Source organism: Pseudomonas marginalis (assembly GCF_008692035.1).
Classification (GTDB): Bacteria; Pseudomonadota; Gammaproteobacteria; order Pseudomonadales; family Pseudomonadaceae; genus Aquipseudomonas; species Aquipseudomonas marginalis.
The window spans coordinates 1096048-1118466 of the sequence record NZ_VTFG01000002.1 but is presented as its reverse complement, the minus strand read 5'-3'; the positions used below and the strand labels follow the sequence as shown (position 1 = coordinate 1118466).

17 protein-coding genes and 2 pseudogenes are annotated in these 22419 nt (G+C 53.5%); 10 read left to right on the top strand and 9 right to left on the bottom strand.

Annotated elements, in window-relative coordinates; genetic code table 11:
* Position 1 precedes the first annotated feature (1 nt).
* From FX984_RS25350 to FX984_RS25335, 4 genes and pseudogenes are all read right to left on the bottom strand, one after another.
* Positions 2-6490 carry an NEL-type E3 ubiquitin ligase domain-containing protein gene (locus FX984_RS25350; protein WP_146475960.1) on the bottom strand — a complete coding sequence of 2163 codons (6489 nt, stop codon included), beginning with the start codon at positions 6488-6490 and terminating at the stop codon, positions 2-4.
* Positions 6491-6556: 66 nt separating this feature from the next.
* Positions 6557-7690 (bottom strand): OpgC family protein, encoded by a 1134-nt coding sequence (locus FX984_RS25345; RefSeq protein WP_092356297.1) that lies wholly within the window; start codon positions 7688-7690, stop codon positions 6557-6559.
* 132 nt (positions 7691-7822) lie between these two features.
* The gene (locus tag FX984_RS25340) at positions 7823-8119 is read right to left on the bottom strand and encodes a cupin domain-containing protein (RefSeq protein WP_027604626.1); all 297 of its coding nucleotides are present in this window, start codon (positions 8117-8119) and stop codon (positions 7823-7825) included.
* A gap of 64 nt (positions 8120-8183) precedes the next feature.
* Positions 8184-9071 (bottom strand): annotated as a pseudogene (locus FX984_RS25335) (glutamate synthase-related protein); the annotation flags it as partial.
* Positions 9072-9111: 40 nt separating this feature from the next.
* Between FX984_RS25335 and FX984_RS25330 the strand changes: the two are divergent.
* Genes FX984_RS25330 through FX984_RS25315 form a run of 4 tightly spaced genes read left to right on the top strand, consistent with a single transcriptional unit; the run spans position 9112 to position 15328 of the window.
* Positions 9112-11154: a hypothetical protein gene (locus FX984_RS25330; RefSeq protein ID WP_146475959.1), complete on the top strand. Its 2043-nt coding sequence runs from the start codon at positions 9112-9114 to the stop codon at positions 11152-11154.
* Positions 11154-13181, top strand: a complete 2028-nt coding sequence (locus tag FX984_RS25325) for a tyrosine-type recombinase/integrase (protein ID WP_146475957.1) — start codon at positions 11154-11156, stop codon at positions 13179-13181. The genes FX984_RS25330 and FX984_RS25325 overlap by 1 nt, the downstream gene beginning before the upstream one ends.
* The gene (locus tag FX984_RS25320; RefSeq protein ID WP_146475955.1) at positions 13178-14098 is read left to right on the top strand and encodes a hypothetical protein; all 921 of its coding nucleotides are present in this window, start codon (positions 13178-13180) and stop codon (positions 14096-14098) included. The genes FX984_RS25325 and FX984_RS25320 overlap by 4 nt, the downstream gene beginning before the upstream one ends.
* 18 nt (positions 14099-14116) lie before the next feature.
* Positions 14117-15328, top strand: coding sequence for a tyrosine-type recombinase/integrase (locus tag FX984_RS25315; RefSeq protein WP_146475953.1), 1212 nt, complete (start codon positions 14117-14119; stop codon positions 15326-15328).
* 500 nt (positions 15329-15828) lie between these two features.
* Here the strand turns inward: FX984_RS25315 and FX984_RS33280 are convergent, their stop codons facing one another.
* Positions 15829-15969, bottom strand: a complete 141-nt coding sequence (locus FX984_RS33280) for a LuxR C-terminal-related transcriptional regulator (protein ID WP_146475951.1) — start codon at positions 15967-15969, stop codon at positions 15829-15831.
* A gap of 85 nt (positions 15970-16054) precedes the next feature.
* A complete protein-coding gene (locus tag FX984_RS25305; protein WP_146475949.1) occupies positions 16055-16513 on the bottom strand; it encodes a helix-turn-helix domain-containing protein in 459 nt (152 codons plus the stop codon).
* 325 nt (positions 16514-16838) lie between these two features.
* Here FX984_RS25305 and FX984_RS25300 point away from each other — a divergent pair, with 325 nt between their 5' ends.
* The 5 genes from FX984_RS25300 (at position 16839) to FX984_RS25280 (ending at position 19224) form a co-directional block, all read left to right on the top strand.
* The gene (locus FX984_RS25300) at positions 16839-17327 is read left to right on the top strand and encodes a hypothetical protein (protein WP_146475948.1); all 489 of its coding nucleotides are present in this window, start codon (positions 16839-16841) and stop codon (positions 17325-17327) included.
* A gap of 51 nt (positions 17328-17378) precedes the next feature.
* Positions 17379-18107 carry a metallophosphoesterase family protein gene (locus FX984_RS25295; protein WP_146475946.1) on the top strand — a complete coding sequence of 243 codons (729 nt, stop codon included), beginning with the start codon at positions 17379-17381 and terminating at the stop codon, positions 18105-18107.
* A gap of 68 nt (positions 18108-18175) precedes the next feature.
* Positions 18176-18580 carry a DUF6957 family protein gene (locus FX984_RS25290; protein ID WP_146475944.1) on the top strand — a complete coding sequence of 135 codons (405 nt, stop codon included), beginning with the start codon at positions 18176-18178 and terminating at the stop codon, positions 18578-18580.
* Positions 18581-18627: 47 nt separating this feature from the next.
* Positions 18628-19008: a hypothetical protein gene (locus FX984_RS25285; protein ID WP_146475942.1), complete on the top strand. Its 381-nt coding sequence runs from the start codon at positions 18628-18630 to the stop codon at positions 19006-19008.
* A 27-nt stretch (positions 19009-19035) separates the two neighbouring features.
* Positions 19036-19224: a type II toxin-antitoxin system Phd/YefM family antitoxin gene (locus FX984_RS25280; RefSeq protein WP_186511826.1), complete on the top strand. Its 189-nt coding sequence runs from the start codon at positions 19036-19038 to the stop codon at positions 19222-19224.
* A 129-nt stretch (positions 19225-19353) separates the two neighbouring features.
* Here FX984_RS25280 and FX984_RS25275 read toward each other — a convergent pair whose 3' ends face one another.
* On the bottom strand, positions 19354-19653 hold the full coding sequence (locus FX984_RS25275) for a hypothetical protein (protein ID WP_146475939.1): 300 nt from the start codon (positions 19651-19653) through the stop codon (positions 19354-19356).
* 153 nt (positions 19654-19806) lie between these two features.
* On the opposite strand from FX984_RS25275, the pseudogene FX984_RS25270 reads away from it, so the two are divergent.
* Positions 19807-20107 (top strand): annotated as a pseudogene (locus tag FX984_RS25270) (DUF4113 domain-containing protein); the annotation flags it as partial.
* Positions 20108-20391: 284 nt separating this feature from the next.
* On the opposite strand, the gene pabB reads toward FX984_RS25270, so the two are convergent.
* Positions 20392-21750 carry an aminodeoxychorismate synthase component I gene (gene pabB, locus FX984_RS25265; protein ID WP_146475937.1) on the bottom strand — a complete coding sequence of 453 codons (1359 nt, stop codon included), beginning with the start codon at positions 21748-21750 and terminating at the stop codon, positions 20392-20394.
* Between the two features lie 17 nt (positions 21751-21767).
* Positions 21768-22340, bottom strand: a complete 573-nt coding sequence (gene folK / locus FX984_RS25260) for a 2-amino-4-hydroxy-6-hydroxymethyldihydropteridine diphosphokinase (RefSeq protein ID WP_146475935.1) — start codon at positions 22338-22340, stop codon at positions 21768-21770.
* Positions 22341-22419 lie beyond the last annotated feature (79 nt).

The following is a 22419-nucleotide window of genomic DNA, read 5'->3' as shown; positions in this document are numbered from 1 at the left end:
CTCAGACCCGCTGCAACGTGCGTTGCGTGCCCTCGGTCAACTGCCGCACCAGGCGGTTGTGTTCGTTGGCTTCCTCGTCGGCCAATTGCTGGCGACGCTCCAGGTATTCATCCGAACGCCTGTCCGACAATGCCCGATCGAGCACGCTGACTTTGTAGGTGATGGTGTCCTTGACGGTGAAAAAGGCCTCCGGCTCACTGCTGGCCAGGTACTCGATCCAGAACTCGGTGGCCAGGATCGCTTCCTGCAAGGCCGGTGACTGGCCGAGCCTGCGCAGGGTCCGGCGCGCGTCGTCGATCACCGCCGGTGTCACATAGTCATCCACGCTGTACAGCAGCTCCAGTGGATAAAACGGCAAGTTGAATTCCCGCGCCAGTTTACTGCGCAGGTAAATGGTCACCTCGGCGGGATCGGCGTCCAGGTCGGCCCGTTCGCGCGCCAGCACGAACTGGTCGGCAAAGTGGTCGAGCTGATTGAGGTAGAAGCAACTCTTGGCCAGTTCCAGCAAGGCCCGGTCGGCCAGGTAGCTCCTGGGTTGCAGCTTGGCCTGGTGGATACGGTGATGCAATTCCATGTTGGTAAAGGCCAGCAGCACGCTGTCGCCGCAATTGCCTGAACCGTAGGTATTGAGGCAGATCGTGTTGCGCAGTTGCGTCGATTCGCCCATCGCCATCAGCAGGCTCCAGACTCGCTCGGTCAGCCGCGTTCTTGAGGTGGTGTTGCGGTAGGCGTGGGTCCTCTTCAGGTCGCGCAGGACCCGGAACACATCATCGGCACTTGCTGTTTCATTCGTCTTCAGTTGCTCCCACAGTTGTCGGCGGGCCGCCACGTCCTGCGCCGCGACGCCGGTCAGCCAGGTATCGAAGTCATTCGGCGCCACGGGGGCATGGGCCGGTGTGCGCAGTTGACCGCCCAGGCGGATACCCGTGGCGATACGGTAGGCGTCGATGCTTGCCAGGGTCTCGGCGGACAGCGGGTTTTCGTGCAGCAGGGTATTGCGATTGGCCATTTGCAACCAGGGGTTGCTGAAGACTTCGTCGGGAATGGTGCTGATCCCGTTGGACTGCAAGTGCAGCTCGGTCAGCACCGGCAGCGCGCTGGCGCCGATGGGCCACTGGGTGATGCCGGTGTTGGCCAGGCGCAGGGTATTGAGCTGCAGCATCCGGCTGACATCCGGGGTGAGGGTCAGGTCCGGGTTGTCGTTCAGGTCGAGTTTCTGCAGGTTGACCATAGTGGCCAGGCGCTGTACCGACTCTTCGGTCAAGCGCAGGTCGTTGTCGTTCAAGTCCAGGTGGGTGAGCCAGGTCATGTCGGTGATCGCGCTGGGCAAGTCGGTGAGGCGACAGTCGATGCGCAGGGCCTTGAGCTGGGTGAATTTGCCCAGGAACTCTGCCCCCGTGGCGGGGAAGGCGTTCCCGGAAATCCGCAGGTACTCGATGTGGCTGAAGCCGCTGGTGCCGGTCAGGAACGAGCCGGGCGGCAGGCCTTCGTCGTCCAGCTGCAACTCCAGTGACGGTACGTTGAACAGGCCGGCGATATAGAACGTCGCGTTTTCGCGCCGCCATGCGCCCCGCAGTTGGTAGGCGATATGGCGACGTCGGCCACGGTTCATGCCCAGCGGGTCATTGAGTTCGTTGTCGGCCGGCAGCAGGGTTTCGCTCCAGCGTGACAGTTCCACATCCATGGCCTGGTACTCGGCCTGGCGGCGCTCCAGCTCGATGAGTTTTTCCGGGTCGGTCATGTTCAGGGACTGGAGCATCCGCCGTGCATCGTCATTGTTGAAGTGCGGGTAAAGCTCCTGGACCTTGGCCACCAGATCCGGCGGCCGTGGGCCGCGAAACGGCCAGATACGCTGCCAGAACGGATACACCAGGAACGAACGATCCACCCCCATGGCCGGTTGCATCCAGGGTTGCAGATGGGGGATATCCAGCAGGCCCTTGATTTCCACGCGGCGTGCGAAGGCCAGTTCGGCCAGTTGGGTGCGCAGTTGGGCGATACCGCTTTCGCTGTCCACTTCGAGCAAGGCCTGCTCGTCGGCGGACAAGCTGCTGAGAATCACCCGCAGCAATCGGTTCGAGGGCTGGCCCAGCGGCTCGCCCTGCGGGGTGTAGGCCTGGTAACCGCGATTGGTCCTGGCCACGGTCCGGCGCGAGGAGCCCTGCCGATGGCCGGCGGTTTCCAGCAGGCGCCCCTGATTGTCCCGTTCACGCACATCGATGCGCAGGGTCTTCGGCCAGGCGGGCAGGTTGTGCAGCAGGTACAGGGTGATCCGGTCACTGTCGGCGTTGGCGCAGGCATCCACATACAGGCCTTCGAACGCCCGGTTCAAGCGTAATTCGTGGCCGCTCAGGCGCGCCTGTTCGGCCAGGCGCAGGCTCAGGCGGTCATGTTCATGCAGCTGTTTGAGCTCGCGCTTGGAGGCCTGGCCGAGAATCGCCTTGACCGTGCTGGTGGACAGGTCCGGGTGCTTGGTCTTGAAGCGGCGCTCCGGCTCGCTGCCCGCAGTCTCGCTGCGCATGTACAAGGAGTCGAGGATTTGCGAACGCTCGCGGTCGGTGTATCCAACGATCCGGGTGATCAGCTGGAACAGGCGCTGTTCCTCGGTCTGCGGCAGCGTGCCGAGCAGCGCCCGGGTCAGGTCATCGTCAGCGATGAATTTTTCCAGCAGCCCGGCCGACTCGAGGTCTTTATCGGTGGCGCTCACCACCTTGGCATCGGTCCGATGACGGGCGGGGTATCTGAGCGGGGCATCCCGGTCGACAATCTCCAGCACGTGGCTGTCGGGCCAGCCGGGCAGGCTGGAGACCACCAGCAGTTGCAGGTTCGGGTCTGGAGCGGTGGCGGAATTATTGGGGAGCTCATACATCGCTTCGATGAAGTGGTTGATTTCCTGATCGATGCGCAAGCGCTTGCAGGTATCGGCCAACAACGGTGGCGACGCCCGACCGCTGCGGTGTATCTGGCGCAGCACGTGGGGCGGGGTGTCGGTCAGGGCGAGAATGCTGCGGGCGGTGTCCTGGGGGAATGTGTAATGGTCGCCCCCGAGGCGATAGAGCAGGCTGTGGTCGTCCCAGCCCATGGGGTTCTCGCTGGACAGGCGCCAAGCGCCCTCGCCGTTGTGCTCCAGGGTCGGGGTGTCGACACCGATCTTCTGCGGGTGTTTGAGCCGCCACTTGAACAGCCGTTTGTCATAGACGATCCGGTACCAGGAACCGAACAGCGGCAGATAGTGGTCGCCGGCCAGGGGGAAAATACCCTCGGCATCCGGCCGCAGGCTGGTCGGCAGCGCCAGGGTGTGCTCGTACTGGGCCAGCGAACCGTCGGCCAGCCTGACGAAGCCTTCCGGGCCGCGCTGGTTGCTCATGTAGTCGCCCAGGGTGATGCGCAGGCCCCTGGCGTCGGTGGCACTGCGCATGCCCAATTGTTGCCGCTCATGGGGTTGCAGTACCGAACCGATGGCCAGGTAGAAACTGTCCACCGCCGGCGTCACCGCAATCGTGCCGGCATTGCGCATGTCATAGGCTTCATAGACGCCCTCGCCGTAGTGACGCAGCTCCACGGTGAGGTCCTCGGGGCCGCTGGAGCGATAGGGTTTGGCGATGCGTCCCGCGACCACTTCGGTGATGAGGAAATCGCGCTTGAGGCTTCGGCGTATCAACGCCGAGGCGAACTCCCGCGCCCATTGATCGGCATCGTTGTTGAACTGGCGCGGGTGGTACAGCGCATCGATTGCAGCGTCGATGCGCAGGGCGGTGCGGTGGTTGTCCAACAGTTCGGCAAAGGCCGTGGGCAGCCCGCCTTCACGCAGATAGGCCTGCTGCTGGCGCGGGGTGAGGGGATGCTGCGCCAGCAGGCGCTCCAGCAAGGCCGGTGACAGCGGGCTGTTGAGGTCGCGCAGTTTTTTCAGCAGCGGCGTAACCGCCACCAAGGGCATCGACGCCTTGACCGGCAGGAAACGCCGCACATTGGCGGGCGGCAATAGCTCATGTTTTTCATAGCCGGCGTAGTTCACCAGGGCCGCGAACAGGGCCAGGCGTTCGCGCCGTGCCAGGGCGGCGACGTCGCGCCGTACTGCCAGGATCCGCTGTTCGAGCGTGGCGTCGAGTTGATCCGTGAGCCCCAGCAGCGAGGTGCTCGGTTGCAGGCTGATGACCAGGCCCAGCAAGGGGTCGGCCCGGTAAGGCGGCAGGCCGCCGTCGCCTTCGACCTGGTAGCGGTGGTCGGCGCCGCGCACGAGGGTGATCGTTGTCGGGCGCGGCACCGTCGGCTCGGTCTTGCCGAAGGTTTCGATCACGCTGCGTTGCGGGTCGTTGATGCTCAGCAAGGTGGCGGCGGGCCAATCGGGCAGTTGGGTCAGCAGGCATAACACCACGCTGTCGCCATAGGGGGGCAGATAGCCGGCTTCATGAAAGCGGTTGATGATGTGCTCGATCACCTGGTCGGCTTGCAGGCGGCGCACGCCTTCGATCAGGTTCAACGGGGCCGGTTCGCCGCGCCACACGTCCTCCAGGGTGGCGCGGGAGGTGGCTGTGCTGCGCAGCATCCGCTCCAGGTCGGCTCGCGCGATCAGCGATGAGCCATCGGGCAGCATCTGTTGCAGCAACTGGGCATCCGACAGGGCCTGGGTGTTGTGCAGGTCGAAGGTCCAGGCTTGCAGCGCCGGGTTGAAGACAATCGGTGGCTTATAGGGGCTGCTGCCGTTCTTGAGGACGTAGCGCTGGGTGGCCTGGTCGTGGGCGACCTCGGCCACCAGGGTCTGGCTGTCATGGTGCAGCTTGACGTATTGCTGGCCTTGCACGGTGAACACGCACAGGGCGTCGGCGCGTTGACCCTCGAGCAGGTACTGCTGGCGATGGGCGTAGGGACGTGCGTCGGGTTTCCACAGCTCTTCCACCCCGTCGGGACGCGTGACTTTGCGCGGGTTGCCCAGCCGTTGCAGGTGCCCGAGCATGCGCTGGCGATGGGCGCTGCCGGCGACGCTGATCAAGCGGCCGCTGATGGCCAGGTCGGCGACATCGCTGAGGGTCGAGGCGAAGCTGCTGGCCTCGCCCTTGACCGCTTCATTCAGGCCCACGCTGACGCTGTAGGTCATGCTGCCCAGCACGGCCAGCTGCATCACCCGGTTCATCCCCGTGACCCCGCCGGGCAAGGGCGTGAGCAGCACTTGCAAGACTTCGGCGGCAACGGCGGCGGTGGCGTCCTGGACCGCCTGCCAGTCGGCTTCGGAACGGCTGTTGGCCAGGGTGTCGAGGTCGGCCTGGCAGCGTTGGATCTGCCGGTAAGTCAAGGCTTGCACCAGGGTTACGGCGGGGCCGGCGTGCGGGTCGGTGGAGAAGCGAATGTCGTTGAGGGTGCGCTCCGGGAAGGCCGCGTGAAAGCCATCGTAAAGCCGCTCGGCCAGCCAGCTCATGCCCTCGGGGCGGGGTTGCCGGGTCAGCAACGACTGGAACACCGACAACCCCACCAGGGGCAGTTGCCGGGAAAACCAGCCCAGGTCGCCTTGTTGGTGGCTGTCCAGCAGCTGCTGGCGAAAATCCACCTCTGCCGCGCGCGCATCGCTGTGGTAACGCAGCGCGCCGCCGGGGCGGAACGGAAAATAGGACAGCACCCCGAGGCTGGCGACCCTGATCAGCAGCAGCGGTACGGGAATGGCACTCTCCCAGGTGACGAAGGGCACGGCGATGACAGGGGTGACGCCCGAGGTCAGACTCAGGCGGTCGACCGGCAGTTGCGACCCGCTGCCGTCGATCGATGCGGTGAGGCTGTCATACATCTCGCGGGTCAGGCCGTTGCGGGCGCGATTGCGCCAGGCGTCAAGCACATCGAACTGCAGCAGTGCCAGCGCCGCCTCGCCCATCAAGCGGCGCAGCGTGCCGTTTTCATCGAGGCTGGCCTTGATCTTCACCTGTAACTGGTGGCCCAGGTCCAGCTCGCGGGCAATGGCGATGAACGCCTGCGCCGTGAGGCTGCGATCGTCACCGGGCCCGACCACACGGCTGGCGTCCACCAGGCTGTAGCCGGAGTCCTGGCGGACCGAGGCGGTGAAGCCGAAATTCAGGCAGGCGGCCTCCCACAGCGAGAGGCTTTTGATGTGTTCGATAAAGCGCAGATCCTTGTCGGAGCGCCGCGGTACCCGCACGTGACTGCCCGGCTGCCGGTCCCAGGGCAGCGGTTGCTCGATCTTTTCCAGGTAGGTGGTTTCGAAGCGATACTGCTCCGGATCGCGCCCTCCGATCCGGTCGCGCAACTGCGCCAGGCCATCTGCCTTGAAGCTGCGGACCACCCGTTCCTTTTCGGCTTCAACCGCCGCCATGGCCGCCAGGGCGTTGCGTTGCAGGCGCAGGAAGCGGGTTTTTTCCTCGGCGTCCAGCCCTTCCAGGGCTTGCAGGATATTGCGCTGGATCAGCTCCAGCGCCTGTTGCTGGGCCCAGGTGGTGCTCGATTGCAGATTGCCGGACAGGCCGTTGAGTAATTGATGAGTCGGCATGCGCTCTACCTTTCACGATAAGTGGAAGGCAGATGGAAGCATCACGCATACCGGCGCTGGGGCTATCTATTTAAAGGCCGGCGCCTCGCCGCGCAGGGCCAGGTCCAGGCGCTTGTTGAACTCCAGCCACGCCGCCAGCCCGGCCATCAGCGCCAGCCCCAGCAATGCACTGAAAACCTGCATCGGCCAGGCATCCTCGACCTGGGCGTTGAGCATGTCCGCCAGCGGTGCCAGCAGCACGCCGAGGCAGAACACCTCCAGGGAGTAGCGGCCCATGCGACAGCTTTGTTGCGCCCACCAGGTTTGCGTCCAGCCACGACCCGGCAACAGCTTGGCGGTGACATAGGCCAGGGCCAGGAAGTGCAGCAGGCGTAGCGGCGACAGGTCGGTCTTGCTGATGGGGTAGATCAGGTCGCTGAGCCACGACGGCATCAACGCGTCATGCACCTCGGGCCAGCGCCATGACAGGGTCAGCACACACGCCACCACGGTGTACACCGCCGCCGCCATGAACAACGGCTGGCGCTTGAGTGGGCGTTGTTCCGGCGGTCGCCCTTGACTGGCCTGCAGTGCCGCCGCGCCACCGAGGATAAACAGGAACTGCCAGGTCACCGGGTTGAAGTACCACACGCCGTCGGCAATCGCCCGCAGGTTCCAGCCCATCCACGGCGCCAGCAGATACACCGCCGCCGACGCGGCCACCACCAGCCAGGTGCTGCGCAGCAGCAGCGGCAACACCAGCGGCAACCCCGCCAGCAGCACGATATACAGCGGCAGCGGGTCCATCAGGTTGGGTTTGAAGCGTAGCAGCAGCTCGTCGGTGAGGGCCTGTTGCGGGTGGGTGACGAAGTGCGTCAGGCCCATCTCTTCGACCAGGTCGCGGGTTTCCACATGGCTGTTGGCGAAGAACACGATGCCCATCAGCATCGCCAGCAAAAAGATATGCACCACGTACAACACCCAGGCGCGACGCAGGATTTTCAGCGAGGCAATCCAGTAGCCGTCGCGTTGCAGGATCTTGCCGTAGGCCAGCACCGCGGCGTAACCGGCGAGGAATACGAAGACCTCGGCCGCATCGCTGAAACCAAAATTGCGCAGGGTGATCTGGCCGAGAGGATTGTGGGGGACGTGATCCCAGAAAATGAAGATCAACGCCAGGCCCCGAAAAAAATCGATGCGTGGGTCGCGTCCGTTCAGCATGGCAGCGGGCTCTTGAACAAAAGGTTTAGTAATGACCGGCGAGCGCGCAGGTTGTCGTACGCCGCACGTCGGGCGGGCGCAGGTTGGCGGTATTTGTAAGCAATTGCAAAGGTTGGGTATTACTGAATGTCTCTAGACGTCAATGATCACCAGGGTGCCCTGGCTACCTGGAAGTACGGCATGAGCGGTGCCCGCTTCCACGAGGTACATCTGGCCGGTCTCTACGTGGATCTCTTCATCAGCGATGCTCAGGCGCAAATGGCCGCTGATCACCAGTAGCCCTTCGTTGTAGTCGTGCACTTCTGCTTCGTAAGCCTGCTCATCCATGCGCAGCATCTTGATCCGCGCCGGGCCGACCTGGCCCAGGCGTATCGATTTCCAGCTGTCAGGCAGTTGCCCGGCGAGTGCAGCGAAGTCCAGTAACGGCATGTGAATCTCCTTGTTTCTACGATGCCGTCGGTGGTCCGGTTCAGCAGGAAAGGGTGTTTACAGGTTATGCAGCCACCACCTCATGGGGTTCAAAACTGTCCGCCCGCGCCATCTGCCACATGCGCGAATAGAACTCGCCATTCACTTCGCCGGTGAGCAACTCGCCAGGCTTGAGGAATACATGCAACTGCGAGAACAGCTTGATCTCGGTGGCCGACATGCGTCGTACCAGATGCTTGGCCGACAGCTGCGACGGATGATCCAGGCCTGCCGCCGCGAGCATCTCGGCCAGGGCCTTGAGGGTGTTGCGGTGGAAGTTGAATACGCGCTGGGCCTTGTCCGGTACCACCAGGGCACGTTGGCGCAATGGGTCCTGGGTGGCGACGCCGGTCGGGCATTTGTTGGTGTGGCAGCTTTGGGACTGGATGCAACCGATGGCGAACATGAAGCCGCGCGCCGAGTTGGCCCAGTCGGCGCCGATGGCGAGCACGCTGGCGATGTCGAAGGCGCTGACGATCTTGCCGCTGGCACCGAGCTTGATCTTGTCGCGCAGGTTCAGGCCCACCAGGGTGTTGTGCACGAACAGCAGGCCTTCGCGCAGCGGCACGCCGATATGGTCGGTGAACTCCACGGGCGCGGCGCCGGTGCCGCCTTCCTTGCCGTCGACGACGATAAAGTCCGGGAGGATGCCGGTTTCGAGCATGGCCTTGGCAATGCCCATGAATTCCCAGGGGTGACCCAGGCAGAACTTGAAGCCCACCGGCTTGCCGCCGGACAGTTCGCGCAATTGGGCGATGAATTGCATCAGCTCAATGGGCGTGGAGAACGCGCTGTGACGCGACGGCGAGATGCAGTCTTCGCCCATCAGGATCCCGCGGGTTTCGGCAATCTCTTGAGTCACCTTGTGCTTGGGCAGGATGCCGCCGTGGCCGGGTTTGGCGCCCTGGCTCATAAAGTTATACTCTCGAAATCTGTTGATCTGAGGGGTAGCCATGGGCCGCAAGCGTGTAAAGATCGATGTCGAGCAAGCTCTCCTAAACAAGGGCACAGAGCGGCGATTCGACCCAAAGGACAGCGAAGGTTTTTATCCGTTCTCGAGTGTTTGGCAATGGGTACCCCAGAATGGAGTACAGAAAGGTCAGGTCGTCTCGTTGACGATCGATGGGAATTTGGCTAGCGACAAAGAATTATTGACCGAAGGTAACAACGAACATCGTTTCTTCTATTCCGAGTATGGCGATCAATATCCTTGGCTCGTCAATGCATTGGGGATAAGCCTAAAAACTTACTGTTTAGAAACACGTATTTCCCAATCAGAAGCTTCATACACTAGAAACGCAATTGGCGCTTTTTTAGACCATTGTAGGAATAGCGACATTAAGCTGGATAGCTCGAAGGATCTTAATTTTAAAATTTTATGCGAATGGCGCAATAGTTTAAGACATGTAAAGATGAAAAGTCGTTACAAGTCGGCTTTGTTTAGGAGATTATGTAAGATAGTGGAAAAAATGATGGGCAGCAAATTGTTGCCCGCAGTGTTTACAGTGCCAATCTATTCATCAGATCCAAGTGAGCACCTTCCTGCATACAGCGATGCTGTTATGTATCAACTTATTAGTGCGTGCATTACTGATATCGAAAACACAAGATTGGAGTCGCTTTATTTGGATGCTTTTCGTAAGGGGCTTCCTAATATAAAAGATAGGTTAAAGGCGCACGACTGGCGATGGATTCTTCTGGAGTTTTTTGATTCTTGTTCTTTTCGAGGTGATGCGGTTGGAGATGTCTTGTACGATTCGAGTGGTCGGCGAAAGTTCAATTATGTAGCATATAGGTCTTTTAAGTTTAACGAAATAGCTCGAGAGGATTTCTTATCGCTTGTTCCCCCGGTTTTATATGGTTTGGAAACTGAAACTGCTGAACCTTATAAGAGGCTAGCAGAAAAAGAGATTCCAACCCGAGATTCATTATTTCCTTTTTTTCTATTCTTTTTGATTTGTTCTGGAAAAAATAAAGAAACAGTGCTCTCTTGGAAAAGCAAGCAAAAGGTCGGTGCAGATTACCTCTCTCCTCTTAAATGTAAAGATCCACTTTCAAACGACAAAATCTGGGTGCGAGGGTATAAGGGAAGAGGTAAAGGACGGGGGACTTCAGTTGCTGAAGATACGTACATTCAAATTTCTGATGATGGGGTTTATCCAGTATTAGAGTTCTTGCTCTGGTATATCGAACCGCTTGCGACAATAACGGATTCAGAACTGAGCCGTAATATGTGGTTATATTTTGGGAATAATGGAGCTTGCTCTTTTAATGAATCAGATATGTTTTTCCATCATTGCAGCAAGTCCTTTCTGACACGCCATACTGTTTGGGAGTTGTCTGGAGCAGACGAAGTCGATTTCAATAAAGAACGCTTGTCAACGTTGGATTCTCGACGTTTCCGAAAGGTTTTTGCGGCTAAAGAGTTTTTCAAAGCGATAAGTGATGTAAACAACCATCAGGAACTCGCAGAAAGTCTAAAGTCAGCTTTGAGTCATAGTTCATTTGATACAACATTAGGAAGTTACTTGGCTCTAGGGATGCCAAAGGTTGCACTTGAGCTTGGTATACATACTTTACAGAATAAATATCTAACGCAGGCGCGAAAATTTAGGGGGCTGAGACGTGAGCACGTACCAGTTGACGGAGTATCAGGGCTACTTACTGCTTGTGCAGATCCTCAAAAACCAGATTTTGAAGGCGCGGTAGCATCTGATGCTGTGAGTTGTGCTGAGTACGACCTATGTCTGGGTTGTAGTCAAAGCAGAGTTTTTGACGTTCATCTTCCAAGAATTGCCAAACGAATCCTTCAATATGAAGAGTTTCGACTAGAGATGTCTTGTGAGATTTGGGACACAGAGTATGGCCGAAAGTTTGCGCGTGCGCACGACGTTTTAGCGGGATGGAAGGATAGAAAAATGGTTGAAACTGCTTGGGAAGCTGCTAAGAAAGGAGAAGTGAGGCTTCCGAAAATTATTTTCCGAGGGGGGGCGTGATGAGTATTAAGCCGAAAGTCGGTGCCCAGGATAGTTACAATGTGTTGGAAAGGGAAGAGAGCTATTCGTCTCGTTGGAAAGAACTCAATAACATTGCAGAAGAATTTTCAACAATTAGGGTTAGCGAGTTAAGCCTGTTTGATCATGATGTCTGGGACTTCAGGAAAGAAGGCGTGCCGGAGCGAATTCATTTTAAAGCAATTATTGGAAATGGAAGCCTCTGTGTTTTTCCTTTTCTTGTTCTATTAAAGCTATTGGTTTACTCGCTCATCGGGCTGTACGCAGTGCAAGATAGATCCCCGAGGACGGTTAAGAATATAATTGAATCTAGTAAGCAGCTTGTTCAATGGATCGCTGCAAAGGGATTTCTTGTTTCGCAAAAAAAACAAGGTTATTTCAAGCTGCCTCGTGATCTTGATTTTTCAGAGCTGTCTGGTTTTTACTCCGATATAAGTTTGGAAAAATGGCACCCCAATACGAAATGGGATAAGGTCAGATTGCTCTCGGAGTGGTGGAAAATTTCAAATATTGAAGGGTTTTTGCCTTCTTTTTTAAAGCTTTATTCTGATCCGCTAAATGGTAACAAAGTTTCTGATCTTTTGGGATCTCCTGATGCAGAGTCCGACGATTCTGAAGACTCTGGCTGGCTTCCAATTCCTTTGGAGTTTGCTTTTCCACTTGCAGATGCAGCTGCTGAGTATGTAGAGCAGTTTAATGAGTCGTTAGCGATTTATTACAATATAGTGCATGAAACAATACTAAAGAAAAATAGCGGCAGTGGTATTAGTAGAGGTGCATTCGAAAAAGAGTGCGCTTTGCGAGGAGTTACGATTGAAAAGCTTGAGGAAGGGTTACCGTTCAGACTGGAATTTTTGAAATATGCATCACCTTCTTATCCTGAAAAGTTCTCTTATAGGCTGGATCGAAAAAAAATTGAGGACTATATCTCGGATATAAAATTAGCCGCTATTACCATTATATTATTTACAACAGGTCTTCGAAGTCAAGAGTTGCGCGGCTTGCTTGTGGGTTGCTGTGTTAAAGACTATTCGATTGGGGTCGATGATTTTTATAGAATGACTCTTACGATAAAAAAGACTAGTAAAGAGTACGTCGAGGGGCAGGTTATAACTATCCCTGTTCCTAAAATCACTTTCGATGCCGTGCGCATTCTTGAACGACTGGGGACTGTAAATAGGAGGGGTAATATTCTTGTAGCTCCTTTGATGGCTAATGAAAAACAGGATCATGCTGTAGATGCTGTCAGTGCGGAGACCATAATTAATTATGTGAAAGGGTTTGCCAAAGTTGCTGGAGTTACATATGAGCCGCATCCTCATCAATTCAGAAAAACTATTGCAGGGTGGTTTGTTTTAAATAGCCCTGTTTTAGGGCCGCTGCTGGTCATGCGTTTGTTTTCACATAGGTCTATTACTATGACAGAAATGTATCTCCGAAATAACCCCCTGATTCAGAGTGCGCGACAAGAAATGTTGATTGAGCAGACTCTAAACTTGGTTGATGGGATCAGTAAATCTGCACAACAAGGTAAACTAGCGGGAAATGCAGGTAAGCGAATCGAAGCCGCTATTCTACATAATCCTATATTTGAAGGGCTGACTGGTGATGACCTGGGGGCTTCAATGAGTGAGTATCTTCGTGAGAGAGCTCGTTTCGGGTCTATGCACTTCCTTTTAACACCGCTTGCAATCTGTGCGTTCGATCCCGAGGATGAGAATAGCAAACCTTGTTCACAGGTTGTTGGTATTGGGAAAGAGGATTACGATAAGACAGGAACAGATATATTTCTCAAGTCGCTTCCAATAGTAAGCCAATGCGTAGGCGTGAAGTGTGACAAGTGCATAGTCACAGATTGCAAATTAAATGATTTGGAACAGTCATTGGAGTTCTACAATGATGTTCTTCGTGGGGCTATTGAAGAGGATTTTGCTCAGAGTCTCCATTTAATCTCTGATGCGCGTGAGTTTGTAAGGTTATATGCTCCTGTTGTAGAGAAAATTCGATGAGCAGTAGTTACGAAAAGTTGGATCATGCGATTAGTTGCTTTCACGAACTCCAACAAGAGTATGCAAAAACAGGGCGCAAAATTACAATTTCGTCAGTGGCTAAGCGTTCTGAAATAGACAGAAAGTATTTTTATGGTGTGATCAATACACCCGACAAGGTTTTACTCCAGCGATGGATTGCCTTAGGTGCTGAAATAAAGGAATCCAAGAAAAATAAACTTGCGCCTGCCGGTAGTGCACATATAGTCTCAATTGAGGACAAGCTAAAAAACTCTCTTACTGAGAATTATCAGCTTCTTGAAAGATTGCGCGAATCTGGAGAGATAAAGAAAAGATTAGACGAATTATTGCTTTCCAGTCGAATACAAGTCGAACGGTTGGAAAAAGAAATTAAGGGTTCTGAAATTGCCTCATTAAGTGCTGTTGGGCGACCGAGCAATGTCGTGGCTTTAAATAATCTAAAAGTAATTATAAGTCCCGACAGTTTTCGCGAGGGAAACGATGCGTTATCACTAAAGAAGGCATGGGTTAAAGCGCTTAATGAATTGAGGGCGATAATCGACAGAAAAAACAACATAGAGTTGTTTGTTACCATGGGTCTTCCCGCAAGTGGTAAATCTACGTGGAGCGATAACTTTACCGGTAGAGGGGAGTTTTCTGTGATTTTTGATGCTTGTAATCTTACGAAAGTTGATAGATTTGATTTGTTGGAGTTGGTGTCTAGCCGGGATGGTATAAAAGTGGTGGGGGTTGTTTTTGTTGTTGCATTGGATGTCTTAATCGAGCGTAACAGTCTTCGAAGTTCAAACGATAAAGTTTCCGAAGAGAAAGTGCGCGCAATGCATGATGTCTTTGAGTCTCCCAGTATCTTTGATGGGCTCGAGTGTTTCGATGAATTGTTAATTGTACGAAACTGACTCGCCTTTGGTGTGTATATGTATATCGAATTTGTGACAAATGTCGATGGAACTCCAATACCGCATGTAAATGGCATGCTACACCATCCTTTAGCAGATTTTTTGATTTATCTGCGGGTTACTTATATGAAGAAAGGAGGGCGCCGGGAAGCTGAGACTATTATAAATAATTACAATCATATGAAGATATGGTTGGATTACTGTACGGATGTAGGTGTGAGGTACGATCAAGCTACTTTTGAGATTCATCTAGTCGTGTTTCGAGAATATTTGCTTGAGAGAGGAGTTTTGCCTCAGTCGGTCAACGTATATTATCGTACCTGGCGTTCCTTTTATGAGTGGTGTGATTGCCAAGGGTTGCCTCATTTAATGCAGTTCCCTGCTAAACTGCCAAAAAAAATAAAACACTCAAGTGGAAGCTTCTTTCAATCTAATATTAATACTATAGAGTCAGATCCAGCCTTACTCGCTGTTGAAATTGCGCTCGATTATAAAGATTTTGTGTTGAATGATCAGGGGTACGATGCTCTGGCTGACGCGTTGAGGAGCATTGATCCCGTGTATGAGATGATTGCATATATAATGGTTACAACAGGCTTGCGTATTGGCGGAGTTCTGCAGTTTCCTGTTGGGGCAAATGAGCGGAACCCGAATTGGTTAAGGTATCCTGAATTAGCAGCAACAGGGAGGGTGGCACAAAAACTGATATATTTGCCAAAAGGAAAGAAACGGTTTCGAAGTTGCATAGTTGTAACGGAATCGCTGGCGAAAGTGCATGCGGAATATATACAAAGTCTACGGGTGGAACGCGCGAAACTATTCAGTGCTCGTCACGGAGCCGAAACAATCGCTCCTATGTGGATTAACAAGAATGGAAAAGCTGTATTTGATTATGATGTTTGGAATGTGTTCAAAGAAGCTTCACTAAAAATTGGTCGTCGAGTCGTTCCTCACTATTTGCGACATACTTATGCTACTTACATCGTGTACAACTATTTTCGTGCGCATGGGCTGAAACCAAATCTAGCTTATGCACATGATGTTCATGAGCAGCTCAAGGCACAACTCGGACATTCTGATATTGAGGTCACAAAAGGCTACATTAGGACGATTATTCGAGTGGAAATGGAGGCTTGGTTACCATTGCTAACTCCAAAGATGAAGCAAAAGGTTGATCGTAATATGCCGCGCCAAGTACTGTTAGCTGTTATTGATTTTTTTGAATCTTAAAGGTTAATTTGGAGGTGCTGGTTAACCATTGTAAGGAACATGATCAGGCTGTTAGTTTGTGCAAAGGTTGCTACGTAAATGTTCGCGGGTACATCAGTTGATTTTCCGCTGCTGCCAGACATTCCAAAGATCAGCCACTGTGACCTTCGGGAGCTACAATACAGTAGGCTTATCCAGCAATAAATGACGAAAATATCTACGAGTTATTCCTGTGCAAAGCCGCCCGACTGTTGATTTTGGTAGTCCCTAAATCTCTCTCACCTCAGCTTGGCTCCGTCTCTCCTTTTTAAGCTCCTGGATTGCATTCCATTTTTTCGCCGCTGCCACGGTCTGCGGATGAGGGAGCTTCTCGGGCTACGTAGGGAGTGAGGCATTCAGTAGCTCGATAGCATCCAATTCGTCTATGGCTAATAGAAGAATTTCGCTGGCGGTGGATCGCTCGACTGCATGCCTAGCATGGGCGCATCAAGGAGAGATTTCGGAGAGGGTTGGGCACCGACTCAGCGTGATGAGGCGGTGGGCCTAGATGCTATTTTCTCCCTGATTTTTTTGCAGTATCTGGAAACAGTGGCCGTGCTGAGCTCAAGATTTTTAGCAATAGTCTTCTGATCCAAACCCGTCTGTAGAAGGGCTTCGATCATTTCTTCTGTCAGCTATTGGCGCGATTCATTCGATAAGCGGATCTTTCCAGCGATGGCTTGAGTCCAGCTGAGTTGCTGGAAACAATCAAACCCAGAACCTCTGGACAGATGACTTAGAAAGACCCAGGGCTTCGGCGACTTCCTTTCTTGATTTACCTTCCTCTTTGAGACGCTTAACAGCGAGTCTCCTGCTGTCTGCGATTTCGCGAGCTTTGGCTTTTGATACGAGGCTGGAGCTTTGCTGCTCCTTGCGTATTTTCTCATCTAGGCCTAACAAGCTGAGATGACGAAGCTCTTCCTTCAGTTTGTCTATGACATCCAAAGAGTCCTGTTCACTCTCGATAGACTCGCACAACACCATAAGCGCCAGGGGCGTGATCTCAAGGCTTCTTGAAAGCTCCCGTAGCTTGCCTAGCGATATATTTTTCGGCGTGCCTGCCTCCAGGGCAAAGGCGTAGCTCCTACTAGAAGGGAGTCGTTCTTGAGTGAGCTCTCTAGTTTTTCGTAGCGCGCGAAGCACCACCGCAAGACTCTGAGCCAGCATGACGACTTGTCCTCAAAACGGAGGATAAGGCCTGCAAATTATTGACCCAGCTACTCTGTACATAGGTCTAATGGGTCTGTTATCGTGATCACCATCTTGTCTTAAGCACATTTCAATCAGGGATGCAACAAAAAACATTAGGCATAAATTGACACCTGACGAATAGACGCAAAACGCCGGCCTGACCTCAGTCCTGTTGGTCGAATACTCCTATTCCCAGACCGTTTAGCTGCATAGGAAGCGCCTCTGAGCATGAATGGCGAATTGCGTCAGTCACGCCTTAAGAGCACTCAAACCGAAATATTGATGTACGGATATAACCATCATGTTTATTTCAGATGACTCTTGTCTTGTCGGCTTCCCTGGCTTCCCTGGGCCTGGCCGCACGGCTTGGCGGATGATCGAGCGAGACCGTGAGGATTTCTGGTATCACGTTCGCTTTCGCATTTGTGAAGGAGCAAGTGCTCGGTTCAAAAAATTGATGCCATCAGACCCTTCGATGCTGGCCCACCTGCTCTCTCAGCGAAGCAAAGAGCACATGATTGAGGCGGTTCAGGTTGTGACTCCCCCTTGCATGAATGGGAGTTCTTTAGAACGCATGGAAAAGTTGATCAGTGCGATCGTCGGCTACGACAAAAACGGTGAGTGTGTACTGCTTCATAAAGTCGATAGCGGAGCAATCTACACCAGCTCTCCCGGTGTGACCGACGCAGGCTTGCTCAGCAATATTCGAATGATTTACGACGCCACGACTGCCGCCGGGAAGCATTTCCATTGCACCAATTATCAGACCCCGACCACAGTCATGCTGTGATAGAGGCAAGTAAATCGCTCTGCCACGACAACGGCACCAGATGGTTAATCCATGAAGATCCAAATCTTTTCAGATCTGCACATTGAATTTGCTCGGTTCGATCCCACCCCGAGTGACGCGGACGTAGTCATTCTCGCTGGTGACATTGATATCAAATCGCGTGGAGTCTTGTGGGCGAACGACACATTCCAGTGCCCGGTGATTTACGTCTGCGGAAACCATGAGTACTACGGCGGCCACATTGAGCGCACGCTTCAAAAAATGAGGGACGCCGCAGCGCCACATGTCCACGTCCTTGAAAATGAAGTTTTGATCCTGAACCAAACCAGATTCTTGGTCACTACAGCGTGGACGGATTACTCGTCGACCGGCGACGTCGCTGCGGCGAAACGCATCGCTTGGGAATGGATGAACGACTACACCGTCATCAGAACAGATGAGAGTTACTGGCGCCTTCGTCCTGATGACCTGATCGCCAAATCTAAAGCAGCTTATGCCTGGCTCAAACAGGAACTGGACAAGCCATTTGATGGCAAAACCGTTGTAGTTACGCACCATGCGCCGGTGTTGGATTTCGTTGGTGATGATCTTCCCGCGCACCTGATCGCTGCCTATGCCAATGACTGGCCAGAGCTCGTTGCGCAGGCTGATCTTTGGGTTTACGGGCATACCCACATCGCAGCGGATTTCGTAAAGCGTGGATGCCGAGTTGTTTCCAATCCTCATGGATATCCCACTCAAGAGACTGGTTTCGACCCAGATTTTTTGATCGAGATTTGATGAGTAGCCGTTCAGCAATGAACCCTCAGCGAACTGAATTTCGCTGCGTACGAATTCGAGAAAATTACATGGTCACGTTAGAAGAAATCTCGCAGCTACTTTACGGCGCAGGCGCGGAGATGGATGGCTGGCAGGGCACCAAGGATGAACTGATTGCATTGTCCGCAAAAGCGTTCCCTGGGAAAGCATTTTGCGTAGTACGGCAATGGATTTTGATCGACCTTACGGTTAACTCGGATGAGAAAGAAAAGCTCACCGGGCTCGGTCTACTTCCCGCGACGCTTTTCGCTCACGAAGTCGTCCTGGACAGTAAAGGTCGCTTCCAGCCGACTATGTGGGTGCGCAGCAACTTCGGAAAATCATTCACGGAAGGCTGCATGTTTGAAACCAAAAGTACGGTCTACCTCCTGCTGGGATCGGGCCTGAGAAAAAATGCCAGCATAGGTGCTGCTTTTTCCATGAAAGCGGATTGAGCAATGACTGGCGCAAAATACTACTTGAGTCATTTGGAGATGGCCGGATGCCTGAAATCATCGAAGTCGAATTTCATAGTAAGTATCTCAGTGACTTCCAGCTGAGCCGTCTTGTACAAGCGAGTCTTCAGAAATACACAGTAGCCATAACGGCTTTTATCAGCGATGTGGTGATCATCGAGGACAGGTGCCTTGGCGTGTCCTTCGACCACTTTCCGCATGACGACGCGTACCGAACCGCCAATGGCGGAATCATTCGCACGGAAAAAATTCAGAGGGCATGGAAAAAGGGTCGTTTCTGGCTTTTGGAAACGCGGGAAGGAAATTACCTCATTGGTAGCTTCAAACGCGGGGGTGGGCGACGTAGTTTTCTTGAATTGCTTCGGTCGGGTGAACGCCTCGCATCTGATCCAAGGTCGAATGCTTGATCTCTATGGATGCGGAGACATGACAGCATGGCAATGGAAGAGTGCTGGGCGGCTACTCGAGCTAAGAACAATTTCGATGAGTTGCTCGAAAAGGTAATCACGACTCGTAAACCGATTTTCATCGATGGTGAGCAAAAGAGCGCTGTGCTGATCTTGATCGAAGAGTGGAACGCCATCCAGGACGAGCTCCGACCCCGCGTTCTGTCAGACCCCTGAGAAATCGCTTGCTAGGCCTCATACGTTTTGAATTAGCAGCGCTCCGAGTTATCCGTGCGGAGCGCTTCAAACTGCCTCTATCCTGTGATGCTCATTTTGCCGTCGGACGGATTCACAGCTCGCCTTGGCTCAGTAACCGTACTCGTTCAGCAGCTTCTGCAAAAATTCGCGCCGTCGTTGAACGATGCTCAAAATGAGATAGTCGCGATCGGTGTCTCTAGTCGACAAATGCCCAGCGTCCACAAGGCCATGGATATAACCTTCAGCCCTGCCCCTTGCTTCGAGCAATGCCTCTTTGGATGTGCTTTTGTAGATGTCTTCAGCGATGAGCTGCCACCGCTTTTTCTGGTGGTGCCCAACGGGGTCGTTGGAAAATTTCGGTGCATTGATGAGGGTGTTGAAATCGGCATGTGCGTTAGGTGTGTTCAAAGCTGACTCTCACAACAGTTACGTCTGTGCCGAAGGCTATCATGCGCACACTAAATCGCTTGCTGCTGGCTGGCTTACTGGTAGTCCTTTCCTTGTTGATCACCGTTTCGAAAGAGCGGTTAGGCGCTTACGCGAAGATGCGACTCCTCAGCCGACGACGTGCGCTTGATGACAAAGGCCGCCGTGGAAGCGGTGGATCGAGTCTTCCGATCAGGATTCAAATACAGCCGAGGTACTCCTGGTCAACCTTAGCCAGAAAGGCGAGTACACCGAAGACCTCTTTTCAATCTCACAGTCGGTCGCGACTGAGAAAGTCATGGGCGTCTTGGATTCCATCAATGAGCGATGGGGTAGGGGAGCACTGCGCTTGGCGAGCGTGCCGACCAATCCTGATTGGGGGGTGCGCCGGGAGATGATGAGCCAGAGCTTTACTACGAGGGTAGACCAGCTGTGACGGTGTACTGCAAGTGAATCGAGCCTGTCTGTCGTAGATCTCGCGTCTATGAGGTATTCGAATTTCAATTATGTGAAATTATGGCTCAGCAATAATTATTTCTGAGCCATAATTTTTTGTTTGCTCTTGGGAGGGAGAGAATAGGCCGGAATTCATCCTGACAAGCGAATCGTAGGGCCGTAGGTATAGAATGGAATTTACGCGTTGCGTGCGGTCAGCGCCGAATAGTTGTTCATCAGGTTGTGTCGCAGGCCTGCTCGTTGAACAGAGCCCGTTGTCCGGATTCAATCTCTCATGAAGAAGTGCTGTTCAAGGCAGCCCATCAGGTTTCTCACCTTGGTAAGCGACTCCTGATATTCGCTGGCAGCCTCCGAATCTGCAACGATTCCACCCCCTCCCCAACACGTTAGAAGCCCATCTTTGGCGAGCAGTGTCCGAATCGCGATGGAGCTATCCATCTCCCCCCTAGTGTCGATATACAAGAGCGATCCGCAGTAAATTCCCCGTTGAAATGCTTCCAGCTCATCGATGATCTGCATTGATCGGAGCTTCGGCGCGCCGGTGATTGAACCACCTGGAAAGGCATCTATCAGCACGTCGATAACATCTTTTCCTTCTGCAATTTCACCTTTAATAGCGCTCACCAAATGGTGGACATTGGGGTAGCTTTCAATCGTGAATAGCTCAGGCACTGTTACTGAGCCGTACCTGCAGTTCTTGCCCAGGTCGTTTCTCAGCAAGTCGACAATCATCAGATTTTCTGCACGGTCTTTTGGACTGTTCAGAAGCGCTTGAGCATTTAACGCGTCTTCGGACTTTGTGCGGCCCCGAGGGGTCGTGCCCTTGATCGGACGAGTTTCTAGCAATCTTTGCTCACATCTGATGAACCTCTCTGGAGAAAAGCTCATGATGGCGTTCACAGCATCCAGACTTACAAAGCCACTAAACGGTGTAGCGCAGGAGTTTCTAAGGGTTGTGTATGCCTTCCAGGTTTCTCCTGAATACTTTGCTTGAAAGCGTTGAGTGAAATTTACTTGGTAGCAGTCACCTGCATGGATGTAGTTATGTATTTTGCTCAAGGCCTTTTTGTAGTGGTCATAGTCGATGTCGTTGGTAAATTTTTCCGACAGTGTGAAGGCTTGGCTTTGACTGCGTTGAGGTATCGCGGATTCAAATACATCGATGATTTGGTCTCGTTCTTCCTGACTGGCCGCAGGATGGAAAACGAGTTGACTTGTCCTTTCGATGTGATCGGAAGTGAGCGACCAGTTGTACAAACCGATCCCTGCATGAGGGAGTTTGAGGTTATCGGCAGGTGGATGCTCAAGTCTAAAATTTCTACGCGCCAGGTCATACGAAAAGTAGCCTATCAAGCCACCTGCGAACGGGAGGCTTGGGGACAGTTCCGCCGCCCCTAACTGTGCCAGCGCGGATCTCAATCGGTCGGCGAACGACGTATATGATTCGCCATCAAGTGGCTGAAGGTACTTTGTAGGCCAGGCGCTCATGAGGTCATAACGGCCTCGCAGCGACGCCGGTCTTCCTGAGTCGAGAAGGATGGCCCCGGAAGCATGCCTGATAAGAGAGAAATAGATCGTAGGGTCGGCTAAGTAGGGTAGAGCGTGTATGTGGCAACGTACCATGCCGTACTCCGTTGAAATTAGCTGGTCAGTTGATTGGCAGGCCGCTGTATTGCTTTACGTTGTCCACCGGAGAGGCTCGACCCGATGAGTTGGAAGGGAGGAGTACCGAATGGGTAACGAACTGGCATAAGTTCTGGGCCCGGCTGGAGCTTCAGCCATAGTTCTGCCAAGGAGACTTCGCATCCTGGAAGGTTCAGCTTCGGTGCAAGGAGCTGGAGAGGGTAGAGCACGAATGAGCGGGTCAGGATTTCAGCTCTGGGTAGCTGAATGCCGTCAACATCGCCAGTCAGGCCGTCAAAGAGAAGCAGATCAATATCGAGAGCGATCAATCGCTGCATCCCACTTCTACGACCATGTAGGTGCTCAATTCCTTTGAGCCATGCGACTAGCTTTGGCAAATCTAAATCGGTGGTCGCAGACACTACCAGGTTGTAAAAGGGTGGGTGATCTCCGTCTAGGGAGATGCTTTCGTAAACGGGTGAGCAACGGAAATTTTCCAGATGCTCTTCCAGCATTTTTAGCGCGATTTTAATGTGTGTTTCACGCTCAACATTGCTGCCCAGGCCGAGATAGATTTGGTGATGTTTCATTGGGCCTGACTCGCTGGTTTAAACCCATTTGATGCCTTCATTCCTTACGACATCAAATAGGCAATAGTATTGAAGCCTT

Coding starts and splice junctions, on each gene's coding strand:
- FX984_RS25350 (WP_146475960.1), bottom strand. CDS start 6,490: ATGCCGACTCATCAATTACTCAACGGCCTGTCCGGCAATCTGCAATCG.
- FX984_RS25345 (WP_092356297.1), bottom strand. CDS start 7,690: ATGCTGAACGGACGCGACCCACGCATCGATTTTTTTCGGGGCCTGGCG.
- FX984_RS25340 (WP_027604626.1), bottom strand. CDS start 8,119: ATGCCGTTACTGGACTTCGCTGCACTCGCCGGGCAACTGCCTGACAGC.
- FX984_RS25330 (WP_146475959.1), top strand. CDS start 9,112: ATGGGCCGCAAGCGTGTAAAGATCGATGTCGAGCAAGCTCTCCTAAAC.
- FX984_RS25325 (WP_146475957.1), top strand. CDS start 11,154: ATGAGTATTAAGCCGAAAGTCGGTGCCCAGGATAGTTACAATGTGTTG.
- FX984_RS25320 (WP_146475955.1), top strand. CDS start 13,178: ATGAGCAGTAGTTACGAAAAGTTGGATCATGCGATTAGTTGCTTTCAC.
- FX984_RS25315 (WP_146475953.1), top strand. CDS start 14,117: ATGTATATCGAATTTGTGACAAATGTCGATGGAACTCCAATACCGCAT.
- FX984_RS33280 (WP_146475951.1), bottom strand. CDS start 15,969: ATGATCGAAGCCCTTCTACAGACGGGTTTGGATCAGAAGACTATTGCT.
- FX984_RS25305 (WP_146475949.1), bottom strand. CDS start 16,513: ATGCTGGCTCAGAGTCTTGCGGTGGTGCTTCGCGCGCTACGAAAAACT.
- FX984_RS25300 (WP_146475948.1), top strand. CDS start 16,839: ATGTTTATTTCAGATGACTCTTGTCTTGTCGGCTTCCCTGGCTTCCCT.
- FX984_RS25295 (WP_146475946.1), top strand. CDS start 17,379: ATGAAGATCCAAATCTTTTCAGATCTGCACATTGAATTTGCTCGGTTC.
- FX984_RS25290 (WP_146475944.1), top strand. CDS start 18,176: ATGGTCACGTTAGAAGAAATCTCGCAGCTACTTTACGGCGCAGGCGCG.
- FX984_RS25285 (WP_146475942.1), top strand. CDS start 18,628: ATGCCTGAAATCATCGAAGTCGAATTTCATAGTAAGTATCTCAGTGAC.
- FX984_RS25280 (WP_186511826.1), top strand. CDS start 19,036: ATGGCAATGGAAGAGTGCTGGGCGGCTACTCGAGCTAAGAACAATTTC.
- pabB (WP_146475937.1), bottom strand. CDS start 21,750: ATGGTACGTTGCCACATACACGCTCTACCCTACTTAGCCGACCCTACG.
- folK (WP_146475935.1), bottom strand. CDS start 22,340: ATGAAACATCACCAAATCTATCTCGGCCTGGGCAGCAATGTTGAGCGT.